Origin of the sequence: Streptomyces sp. NPDC088730 (genome assembly GCF_044751215.1) — a bacterium.
GTDB lineage: Bacteria > Actinomycetota > Actinomycetes > Streptomycetales > Streptomycetaceae > Streptomyces.
On sequence record NZ_JBIVLK010000003.1, the window covers coordinates 228145 to 239888 of the forward strand.

At 71.8% G+C, this 11744-nt stretch carries 6 protein-coding genes; 2 read left to right on the forward strand and 4 right to left on the reverse strand.

The genetic code is table 11. The features are described 5' to 3' along the window. Positions 1-396: 396 nt before the first annotated feature. Both ACIP89_RS12990 and ACIP89_RS12995 read left to right on the forward strand, forming a co-directional pair. Positions 397-7758, forward strand: coding sequence for a hypothetical protein (locus ACIP89_RS12990; protein WP_402114816.1), 7362 nt, complete (start codon positions 397-399; stop codon positions 7756-7758). Positions 7759-7886: 128 nt separating this feature from the next. After that, positions 7887-8270, forward strand: coding sequence for a hypothetical protein (locus ACIP89_RS12995; protein WP_402114818.1), 384 nt, complete (start codon positions 7887-7889; stop codon positions 8268-8270). Positions 8271-8322: 52 nt separating this feature from the next. On the opposite strand, the gene ACIP89_RS13000 is transcribed toward ACIP89_RS12995, so the two are convergent. The 4 genes from ACIP89_RS13000 to ACIP89_RS13015 form a co-directional block, all read right to left on the reverse strand. After that, a complete protein-coding gene (locus tag ACIP89_RS13000; RefSeq protein WP_402114820.1) occupies positions 8323-9057 on the reverse strand; it encodes a hypothetical protein in 735 nt (244 codons plus the stop codon). A gap of 331 nt (positions 9058-9388) precedes the next feature. Then, positions 9389-9982, reverse strand: coding sequence for a 4'-phosphopantetheinyl transferase family protein (locus ACIP89_RS13005; protein WP_401920444.1), 594 nt, complete (start codon positions 9980-9982; stop codon positions 9389-9391). A gap of 52 nt (positions 9983-10034) precedes the next feature. After that, on the reverse strand, positions 10035-10295 hold the full coding sequence (locus ACIP89_RS13010) for an acyl carrier protein (RefSeq protein ID WP_371776114.1): 261 nt from the start codon (positions 10293-10295) through the stop codon (positions 10035-10037). A gap of 93 nt (positions 10296-10388) precedes the next feature. Continuing rightward, a complete protein-coding gene (locus ACIP89_RS13015) occupies positions 10389-11246 on the reverse strand; it encodes a hypothetical protein (RefSeq protein WP_402114822.1) in 858 nt (285 codons plus the stop codon). Positions 11247-11744: the final 498 nt, after the last annotated feature.

The window sequence follows — 11744 nt, forward strand, 5'->3', positions numbered from 1 at the left end:
GCATGGGGGCCACAGGAACGATGGGAGCGCTCCCATTTCTCCGTTGGCCCGAGACCGTACACCCCTGCGCCGAAGGTGCAGAAGGCATTCGACCGCAGGAGATTCCGACGGCTCGGCCCGCGCTCGGAGTCCGGACGTCCCGCTGGGTAACAAGATGATCACTAACAGGGCCGCTTTGCCCGCTAGTAAATCCTGTGCCCGCTTAGTGAAGATCATTCAACCTTCACGTGAAGGCATGTTCATGGCACTCTCACGGAGCAAGCGGCAGCGTCGACGTGTGGAAGAGGCGAGCACGCCGGCAGTTGTCGCGCCGCGGGGGATCTGACCCGGACAGCGGGCCGCCTGTCATGCTCATGCTGAGGTGCTGCCGAACGGTCTAGAGATTGCAAGGCAGACATGTCAATGCTCAGAGACGTCGGCAGACGCCGGCGTCGCATACGTTCCACACTGGCCAGAGCCACCAGTGCGACGGCGCTCGTCACCGCCGCAGCCGTGCTGATGGGTGTGATCCAGGCTCCGCAGGCGCTGGCCGCCCCGGCACCCGAAGAGGACACCGGGTACACCCGCAACAGCGTCGGCGAGTCCCCCCGTCGTGACCGCTGCCTCGCGGGTGTGGCGCTGCACGTCGGCGGACCGCAGATGAAGGCCAAGGCCATCGAGGCCCTGACCGGCACCGACGCGCAGCTCCGCGAGGCCATCGGCGACATCGGCTGGATCGGCTTCGGCCCCCTGGGCACGGCCGGAACCGCCGACGAGGACGACGGCAAGGCCTACCGGGACGCCATGGACCTGCGTACCGAAGAGCTCGACGAGGCCAACAAGCCCTACCGCGAGTCCGCGTGGGCCAGCGACGACATGGAGTGGCACGCGCCCGCGTTCGGCGCGGACGTGAACTACTTCACCGCGATCAACCAGGTCCAGCTCGTCTCCCCGCTCGGCTGGGACGGCCACAGCGAGGCCAGCGACGAGGCGATCGCCCGGGCCCGGGTCATCACCGACGAGAACGAGGGCAAGGACAGCTGGAACGACGCCGCCGCGAGCGACATGCTGCGGGACGTCGGATACGAGTACTCGGGCGGTACCACCTCCAGCGACATCGCCTCCTACCTGCGGCGTGGCGGGTACGCGACCGAGGCACCGGCCGAGGACTCGCCCGAGTACCGCGTCGAGGTCGAGGACCTCAAGCAGGCCTGGGCGGCCTGCGACTACCAGAACCCGATCGACCCGCGCCGCAAGCTCAACGCCCCGCTCATGACCGCGATGGCCGAGTGGGAGTCGGAGTACACCGGGCAGGCCCCCCAGCGGGCCGCGGTCATCCAGGCGGAGGCCGACGCCGCCGCGGCGACCCGGGCAGCGACCAACGACATGGTCGAGGCCATCCGGCAGGCCTGGATCGTCGAGCAGATCCTGACCTGGCGCACGTACTGGCAGGACGAGCTCGCCAACGACCCCGAGACGATCTTCGAAAAGCCCGACCAGGCGTTCTACGACAAGGCCACGGCCGACCTCAGCGCCGCCCGTACCAAGGTGGCCGCCCTGGTCGTCTCGGCCAAGGCGCAGGCCGGCAAGGCCGCCACGGCCGCGCAGCAGGCCGCGACCGCGCAGCAGGAGGCCTGGGCCGTCGCGGACAGCGCCCATGTTCCGCGCGGCCGGGGCCTGATGTACGCCCAGCAGTCGGTCCAGGTGGCCCGCGCCTCCGCGGCCGCCGCCACGGCCGCCTCGAAGGCGACCGAGACCGCGCTCTCCGCCGCCAACGCGACGATCGCGAACGCGGACACCCTGCTCGCCAAGGCGCAGACCGACTCGCACGCCATCAGCACCGAGTTCCGCCGCGTCGCCGCCGAGGAGGCCGCCGCCCAGGCGAAGGCCGCCGCCGACAGCGCCGAGACCAACGCCGCGGCCGCCGCCGACAGCGCGAAGACGGCGAAGGACGCCCGCACGACGGCGGAGCAGAAGCGGAACAAGGCCGAGACGGCCGCTGCCACCGCCGCTTCCGAACGCGCCAAGGCGCAGACGGAGAAGGCCAACGCGGCCGCCTCCCGCGCCACCGCCGCCACCGAGCGGGCCAAGGCGCAGGAGGCCGAGCGGCGGGCGGCGACCCAGCAGACGGCGGCCAGTAGCGCCGATACGGCTGCCGGGACCGCGACCACCGACGCGACGGCCAAGCGCAAGGTCGCCACCGAGAAGGCGAAGGCCGCGCAGACCGCGCGGGAGAAGGCCGTCGTCGCGCTCCGGGCGAAGCAGGCCGTCGCGGCCCGCGCCGCCGCGCTCGAAGCGGCGGCCACCGCAGCCGAGGGCACCGCCGCCTCCGCCGAGACCCGGGCCGCGGCCACCGCCGCCCGTACGGCGGCGAACCAGGCGGCCCAGGCCGCCACCGCCGCGCAGACCGCGGCGGACGAGGCGACCACCGCCGCCGTCGGCGCGCGGACCGCCGCGACCAAGGCCGAGGGCGCCGCCAAGCGTGCCGAGGCTGACGCGGTCAAGGCGTGGTCGGCGTACCGCACGTCGCTCGACGCGTCCTCCTCCGCGTACGCGGCCGCTGCCGTGGCCCTGGACGCGTCGCAGGACGCGGCGCTCCTCGCGGACAACGCCGCCACGGCGTCGGGGAACGCCACCGAGCTGGCCAAGAAGGCCGGGCAGGAGTCGGAGGCGGCCGGGTCCGGCGCGGCCGCGGCGGTGAAGACGGCCGCGACCGCGGTCGGCCGCGCCTACGCGGCCGGGCAGGCGGCGCTCGCCGCGCGTGACAGCGCGAAGGAGGCGATCGCCGCTTCCAACGAGGCCGTCTCGGTGGGCACGCCCTACCGGGTGAAGGACAGTTCGGCCGCGTTCGCCGTGCTCGTCGGCCAGTCGTCGAAGACGATCGCCGAGCAGCAGGCGGCGGCTGCCGAGGCCAAGGCCACGGAGGCGGCGGCGGCATCCGAGTCCGCGCGGCAGGCTGCCTCGCAGGCCACGGGTGACGCCAAGCTCGCCGCGGAGGCCGCCGCACGGGCCGCGAGCGATTCGGTGCGTGCCGTCGAGGCCGTGACCCGCGCCCAGACGTCCGCCGCCGAGGCGTCCGCCGACCACAAGGGTGCCAAGAGCGCGTCGGCCGAAGCGGCCGGCTTCTCCGAGCAGGCGGGTACCGACGCGGCCAGTGCCGCTCTTCTCGCGACCGACGCACGCGACACCGCCGACGCGGCGGACCGCGAGGCGACCGACGCCGAACGGCACGTCGCGGAGGCGAACGAGAAGGCCGGCCGGGCCGGGGAGGCCGCCAAGGGAGCCCAGGACAAGGCGGATCAGGCGGAGAAGGACGCCAAGGAGGCCGAGGGCAAGGCGTCCGACGCGCAGGGCGACAGCACCGCGGCCGAGGACGCGGCCGAGCAGGCCGAGAAGGAACAGCGCGAGAAGAACGAGGCCGCGCACAAGGACGCGCTCGCGGAGGGCGTCACGCCCGTCAAGGGCGGCGCCGACAACTGGCCGGTCCTGGGCGAGCGCGAGGAGAAGATCCTCCTGGACGCGTGCGGCCAGACCTGTGTCGACGACTACCGGGCCGGCCTGAAGGCCGTCTCGGTGGATCTCGTGGCGTGGGCGACGGCCAACGGCGGGCAGATCCTGTTCGATGAGCTCGACCCGGCCGACGTGAAGGAGTGCCTGGCCGGCTACGACGTCGAGGACTGCCTCTGGGATCTCGTCGACATCGCCTCCTCCGTCGCGATGGTGGGCCGGGTGCCCGCGCTCGCCCAGGCGGTGGAGAAGGTGTCCGAAGGCGTGCGGCAGATCTTCGTCGACGCCGACAACGCGCTGCGCCGGCTCACCGAGCTGACCGCGGTCATCAGTGACGTCCGCTCCACCCCGCGCCTCAACCAGTGCCTCGCCGGAGTCGCCCTGCACGCGGGCGGCGCCAAGATGAAGGCCAAGGCCATCGAGGGCCTGACCGGCACGGACGAACAGCTCGACGCCGTCATCGGTGACGTCGGCTGGATCGGGTTCATGCCCCTGGGGCAGGCCCGGGACCAGGACGAGAAGGCCGGCTACGCGTTCATGGACGCGATGGCCGCCCGCGAGTCCCTCCTGGAGGACGCCAACCGGCCGTACGCGATGAGCTCGTTCGACGACGGGATCACCCTGGACGCGCCGGAGTTCGGCGAGGACATCCTCGGGTTCACCCTGGCCTCCCAGGCCGAGCTTTCCCAGCGGCTGGGCTGGGACGACCACACCAACGCGGGCGACGAGGCGCTGGCGAAGGCCCGCGAGGTCACCGAGCAGAACCGGGGCAAGGACAGCTGGCACGACGCCGAGGCCGACGTCATGCTGCGGCCTTCCAATGTGAGCAACACCCGGTACTCCGGCGGTACGACCTCCTCCGACGTCGCCGGTTACCTGCGGCACGGCGGCTTCCTCGGCAAGAAGGTCGCCGAGGGCTCCCCCGAGTTCCGCGTCGAGGTCGAGGACCTCAAGCAGGCCTGGGCCTCGTGCAACCACCAGGACCCGGTGGACCCGCGCAACTCCCTGAGCGAGGTCGTCTCGCAGGCCTCGGCCGAGTGGAACGCGGAGTACGCCGGCCAGGCGGCCCCGCGTGCGGTCATCATGCGGGCGGAGGCGGACGCCGCCGCCGCGACCCGGTCCGCCGCGGACAACATGGTCGAGGCCATCGGCCAGGCATGGCTCGCCGACCAGATCCTGCGCTGGCAGAAGTACTGGCACGACCAGCTGGAGAACGACCCGGACGACATCCTCAAGCCGAAGCAGTCCCTCTTCGACCGGGCGAAGACGGACCTCGCGAAGGCCCGGGGCAAGGTCCAGGCGCTCGTCACCACCTCCCAGCAGCAGGCCACCGCCGCCAGGGCCGCCGCGCAGCGCGCGGTGACCGCCCAGCAGCAGGCCTGGGCGATCGCGGACGCCGCAGAGGTGCCGCGCGGCCGCGGGCTGCTCTACGCCCAGCAGTCGGTCCAGGTCGCCCGCGCCTCCGGTGCGGCCGCCACCGCCGCCTCGAAGGCGACGGAGACCGCTCTGAACGCGGCGAACGCCACCGTGTCGACGTCGGAGGCGCTGCTCGCCCTGGCGAAGACCGAGGCGCACGCGGTGAACACCGAGTTCCGCCGGATCGCCGCGCAGGAGGCCGCCTCCCAGGCGAAGGCCGCGGCGGACAGCGCCGACGCCTACGCGGCCTCGGCCGCGGCGAACGCCGCCACGGCCAAGAAGGCCAAGGAAACCGCCCTGGCGGAGGAGGAGGACGCCCGCAAGGCCGCGGCCGAAGCCCAACGGACGCGGGCTGTGGCCGAGTTGGAGCGCGCCAACGCGGCGGCCTACCGGGCCACCGCGGAGAGCGAGCGGGACAAGGCCGCCGGCCATGAGGCGGATGCGGTCGCGCAGGGCCGGATAGCGTCGGACGCCCGCGCGTCGGCGGAGGCGTCCGGAGCCACGGCGTCGTCCCGCAGGGCCGACGCGGAGCAGGCGGAACGCGACGCGGTCGCCGCCCGTGACAGGGCCCTTGAGGCCGAGCAGCGGCGGGACTCGCTGAAGGCCAAGGCCGAAGCACTGGAGGCCCACGCCGACGCGGTGGACAGCACGGACGCGGCGGAGGCGGCCCGTGCCGCGGCAACCGACGCGCGGAGCGCCGCCGACACCGCGACCACGGCGGCCACCAGCGCACGGGCGTCGGCGAACGCGGCCACCACCGCCGCCACCAACGCCCGTGAGGCCGCCACCAAGGCGCAGGGCGCGGCAGCGCGCGCCAAGGCGGCGTCCGACGCCACCTGGGCGTCGTACCTGGTGGCGGCCGGTTCCGCCGCCGCGGCGCACGCGGCGGCGGCCGAGGCCATCGACGCCTCGGAGGCGGCGGCGCTCGACGCCAAGGGCGCCAAGGAGGAGTCGGAGAAGGCCTCCGCCGCGGCCAAGACAGCGAAGGAGGAGGCGGCGGCCGCCCGTAGCGAGGCGGTCCAGACGGCGTCCTGGGCGGCGACCACCGCGGGCAAGGCGCTCGCGGCGGTCCAGTCGTCGCTCGCGGCGCGGGACTCCGCGGCAGCGGTGAACAAGCCGGCGAACGAGGCGGTCTCGCTCGGCGGCCCGTACCAGGAGACCGACAGCTCGGCCGCGTTCGCGACGCTCCTCGGCCAGCAGTCCCTGACGGCCGCGCAGCAGCAGGCGGCCGCGGCCGGTGCCACGGCCGACATGGCCGAGGGGTTCTCGGCGGAGGCGAAGGCCCTCGCCGCGAAGGCCGCCGCGGACATGAAGCTCGCGGCGGAGGCGTCCGCGGCAGCGGCGTCCGACGCGGTCCGCGCCGCCAAGGCGTACCAGCGGGCCCAGTCCTCGGCCACCCAGGCCGCGGCGGACTCGAAGCTCGCTCAGGCCTCGGCCAAGCGCGCTGACGGCTACGCGCAGTCGGCGGGCGCGGACGTGGTGAGGGCCTGGACGGCGTCGAACGACGCCCAGACGGACGCGGCCGCGGCGGACAGCGCGGCCACCGAGGCGGAGCACGACGCCGCTTCGGCCCGTGCCGCGGCCACCAAGGCCGAGGACGACGCGGCCAGTGCCCGTGACACCGCCACCAAGGCGGAGAACGACGCGACGGCGGCGGAGAAGGCCTCCGAGGGCGCGTGGGACGCGGCGAACGAGGCCCAGGAGGCCGCGGACCGCACGGAGAAGAACGGAAACACCGACCAGATCACACAGGGAGTCACCACCGGGATCGGCGGGGTGTGGGCGGTCCTGGACCACATCGAGTACATCGGCGATCCCAAGAACGTCGTCAAGGACAACTGCAACCCGATCATTCATTTCGGTGACTGCACGATCACGGCTGACGTCACGTACAAGTCGCACGTCGACCTGTTCATGTGCATGGCCACGCCGGGGTCCTATGCGGGCAGCTGCCCGAACGCGGAGACGGTCTACCTCGGCCCCGAGGTCTCGGACGCAGAGACCAAGCGGATGTCGTACACGCTGTCGATGGTCGACTTCAACTCGGGCATTGATCCGGTCCAGATCCTGCTCGGCGACTTCATCGGCTGCGCCAAGCTGATCACCCCCGGTGTGTCGGGCGGCAGCTGGGGCGACTGCGCCTGGGCGGCCAGCTGGTTCGTCGCGGGTGCGCTCTTCAAGGCGGCCAAGACCGCGGTGACGGCGATGGACGCCGCCGCCAGGACCGGAATCGGCTTCGTCGACGCGTGGAAGGCGCTCCGGTCCGTCGGCCTGACCGAGGCTGCCGTCGAGGGCATGGTCAGCCGCATCGTCCGGAAGCTCAACGACGCGTGCGAGACGGTCAGCACCGCGACCTCCCGACAGGCCTCCTTCGCCGCCGCCGCATCCGGCGGCGGCAAGACCGGGCCCGGTTGCTGGGTCGGCGGTCTCAACGGGCCCGGGGCCTGGTCGCAGGCGAACGAAGGCATGTCCGCCGCTGCCGCCGCCTATCAGCAGCGGGTCACCGGCGGCGTGCCGGAAGGCTTCGTCTACAAACTCAAGATGAAGTACTCGGTAGCCGGACGGAAGGGCGAGTACGTAAAGCTCGACGGATATCAGGACGGCAAGCTGATCGACGCCAAGTTCTGGGAGGACAGCAAGATCATCGACCCGGCCACCGGAAAGTTCAAACCGTTCATCACCGCTCCTGTGACAGAGGCCAAGGCCCAGGTCGCGGGAGCCAAGGCCGCGGGCAGCAATACGTACACACCCATCGTGTACTACGTGAGCACCCCCGAAGCCGCGACCGCATTTCGGCATATGGTCGCCGATACCCCTGAACTCGCGGGGAAGATCGACGTGATCTACATGCCGTAGAATGATGTACCGGTGAGGCTTTTCCCGGAGGTCGAATCGCCAGGAAAAGCCTCACCGGATCGTCTGTCCAGATCCTTTACCGGAATCGTTCGAGGAAAAACTGCGGTGAGGCACAGAAAATGAGTCGTATGCTGTTTGTGCTCCGCTATCGGAACGGCGAACCGGAGCCTCTCGACCTGGAGCTCGTGCGGCAGGTCCTGGCGCCGTACACCGTCGAGGCCGACGAGGACCTGACGGAAGGCGTACGGATCCGGACGTCCGACGGCCACGAGGTCGAGCTCGACATCAACGAGGTCTGCGTCGCGGTCAGCCGCTTCCCGCCCGGCCAGTTCTTCGAGATCCTGGCCCGGCTGGTGGATGCGCTCGGGGCAGGCGTCACCCTTGCGGACCGGCCGGCGGTGCTGCGCGCGGAGGACGACCGGCCCCACCTTCCCGACGAGCCCTGGCGGGACGAAGCCGTCGTCGTCGAGATGACGGGCCCGGCCCTGGAAGACTTCGTCAACGGCTCCTGACCGGCGCCCGCGCAAACGGGGACCCGGTCCCCGTGCGCGCGGGCCGGCCGCGTCAGCCCGGCTGTCCCGCGATCCGGTCGAGCTGCGCCTGGACGAAGTCCTTCGAGATCGCGGCCTTCTTCGCATCGAGCATGTTCACGCCGTAGAAGGCGGCAACGACACCGTCTCTGCGCACGACCGTGTACGTCATCGGCACCTTCTGCTTGCCGATGTCACCGGTGATCCGGTAGTCGACGCTCTCGTCGCCGAGATTCGTCGCGGGAAGCTTCTCGACCTTGCCGTACGTGAGGCCCAGCGTCTTGAACCCCCCGGGGCACGCGGTGATCGCGGCGCGGAGGTCCTTCATGACCTGGGTGGCGTTCTTCTCCGAATGCGAGGCGAGCCACATCGAGCCCACCGTCGCATTGGTCGCCTCGACCGGCTGGAGGGACCGGTGCGTCTCACCCACGGCAGGAATGTGCGTGAACCCACCGATGAGGCTGGCGAGGGGCTGGCAGGCCTTCTTGTCCGACTTCATCCCGCGCCCGGCCTCGACCTCCGCCTTGGCCACCTTCTTGGCGTTGATTCCCTTGACCGTTCCAGTGAGGGTCACCTTTTCGAGATGCTTGGTGTCAAGGGCCCCGATCCGCTTCGCCTCCGCCGCTTCCTTCTCCTCTGCGCTCTGCTTGCTCTTCGCGCTGGGAGTGGCCTTCTTGGCGTCGGACCCGTCCGCATCACTGCTGCACGCGGATATCACCAGGAGGGCCGGAAGTACGGCGACGGCCGGCAGGATCCTTCGCAATCTCATTTTGTTCCTGACATTTGCACGAGTAGGCATCGGAGAAAGGATCTTACCGAGGGATAAGCCGAGTTCCAGTCACGTTTTGACTACGCCCACGGGGCACTCCTCCGGGACTTCACGCGGCTCCCCGACCGACCCCGACCGGGTCGTGGGAACGCGGGACGTGAGATGCGGCCGGACGGGAACGGAACTCACCGGGCGCGGAACTCACCGGGCCCGGAGGGAGTGGAGAGAACCGACACGACGGCGGCCCGCACCACCCCGACAGGGCTCGTGCGGGCCGCCGTACCGCCTTCGGCCGATCGGCCGAAGGCGTCCTGCGTGCTTGGGGCGCGGCTCACCGGTGGCCGGGGGCCGCGATCCCGGGCAGGACGTCGACCGGTGCGGCGCTCGCCACCGCTGCCGTGGCGGCACGGCCCGGGTCCTCCCATTCCAGCAGCGGGAGTGCGGTGTCGCCCGCCTTCAGCAGGGCCTCCCGGCGCACCCAGGCCCGGAGCAGTCCGGGACCGGGGTCCTGCGAGGTGTCCGCCGCTTCCGGACCGGCCTCGGGCAGCAGCCTCCGCAGCACCGACACCGGGCCGGGCCGGCGGGCGGAGGGCTCCACGTCGATGCCCACGGGGCCGGGGCCGGCCGCCGCCGCGACCAGGCCGTGGGCATGGCTCATGCTGACGCCGGTGCGGGGGCTGTCCCGGAGCGAGGGGCGGCCGTGCTCGTACCGCCCGCACTCGGGGCAGAACTGGATGAGCTCGTGGGCGTCCGGGGCGCGGCCGGTGAAGCGCGAGGCGCACAGGCGCAGCAGGAGCCGCGCCGCCACCACGTCGTCGCGGCGGGCCGGTACCCGTATCCGGTCCAGGCGCCGGTGCTCCCAGGGGGCGAGCATGTCCGCGTCCAGCTCCGGGTGGGCCAGGACCTCCGCCGTAGTGGCCAGCACGGCCACCACGCGGTCGTGGCGCGGCGGGAGTTCGGCGCTCAGCCGCGGACGCTCAACCGGACACCGCCCCGGAGGCCGCCGAGGGGACGGGCGGGGTCAGGAAGGTCCGCTGTATGCGGTCGAGGGTCCGGAAGTCGTCGATGGTGATTTCCTGGAGGTCGATGCTGTTGCCGGAGAGCTCCTCCAGCAGGTCGATGAACTCCAGGAAGTCCATGGAGTCGATGAGGCGCGCCTCGATCAGGTCCTCGTCCGGGGCGACCGTGCCGGTGAGGCCGGGGTTCTTCTCGTGGAGCCAGGCGGTGATGCTGTCCATGGTGTGGAACCGTTCCTTGTCGTACGGGTGTTGTCGGGGGCGGATCGGCCGGGGCCCAGGGGTGGGCCGGCCGGCAGCCGAACCGGAGGGTGCTCAGGCGTGGGCGCGGCGGAGCCGGTCGAGGGCCCGCTCGGGGGTTCCGTGGGCGAGGACCATCGCGTGGACCCAGCGCTCGACGCCGAAGGCGACGCAGGAGCTGTAGGCGGGCTCCTGGGAGCCCGCGCGGATGCCCAGCCGCTCTCCGAAGAAGTTGCGGTGCCGGTTGACCGAGGCGATGGCGGTGCCGTCCGGGGCGCTGAACTCGTGCTTCACCGGGTCCAGCATCATCAGACGGGCACGCGATCCGCCCTTGTCGTAGAACGGGTCGTCGGCCGCGGCCCGGGTCAGCTCCAGGCCGAGCAGGGCGGCGGCCTCGCCGATGAACTCCGCTCCCCGGTCCAGGTGTGCGGATGCCCCGTCCTGGGTGCCGAGGTACAGCACCTCACGCATGTGGAAGCCCCAGAGCCGCCGCAGCCCGTCGTAGTGGGTCTCGTTGCGGTAGCAGCGGCCGGTCGCCGAGAGCCTCAGGCCGTCGGCGCCGATGTCCTGCCCCTCCAGCGAGAGCAGCAGTCCGTAGCAGGTGGCGGAGGGCAGGAGGTGGCCGGTCGGCTCCAGCGGCAGGCCGCCCGGCTGCTGCCCGCCGGCCAGTCCGTCGAAGGCGTCCGGGGCGAAACGTCCGGCGGCGACCCCGAGATGGGGGAAGTTGCGGAAGTAGTCGAGCCGGGACAGTCCCTCCGCGGCGAGCAGCGGCGGACCCACCACCTCGGGGGCCGAGAGCCTGGCCGCCAGACCCGTCAGCAGGGAGTCGAGGCCGTGCAGCAGTGCGGTGTGGACCGGGTCGAGCGGGACCAGTCCGGGTGCCGGGCTCTTCAGGGTGATGCCCGGCGGCGTCGTGGTGTCGGATGTGCTCATGCAGACCGCTCCCTCTGAGGGTGGCGAAGCGCCGAGGAGCTGGTCCATCGGCAGGGCGGAACGTCCCGCTCCGCTGGTCAGGGCGGAGTGAAGTCCTGCGGGAAGGTGGCGATTTCACCGGAACGCAACGCAGTGCGCCGGCGGACGCCCCATCAGGGGCCGTGCCACGTAGGGACCTTAGGACGGGTCTCCATAATTTGTCTAGACCAAAGATGACGAAACCCCTTACGGCAGGGGAACATTGACCCCAGCGGCGAAACCCGCCCGTATGCCCGTTCCGGCGCGCCGCTTGACAGGGATAATGGTCTGGACCACTGTGCTGATCGCGGGATCTCCACCGATCCGCCGGAGTGACCGCCCCAGATCCTGCCGTTCGCACCTCCCCGCGGACTGCTGCGCGCTGCCCCGGCCGAGAAGGAGTCCGTGTCCGCCATGCCCTTCCCACGCCCCCCGCGCGCTCTCCCTCCGGCGCCTGCCAACCGGACCACGGGCCACCGC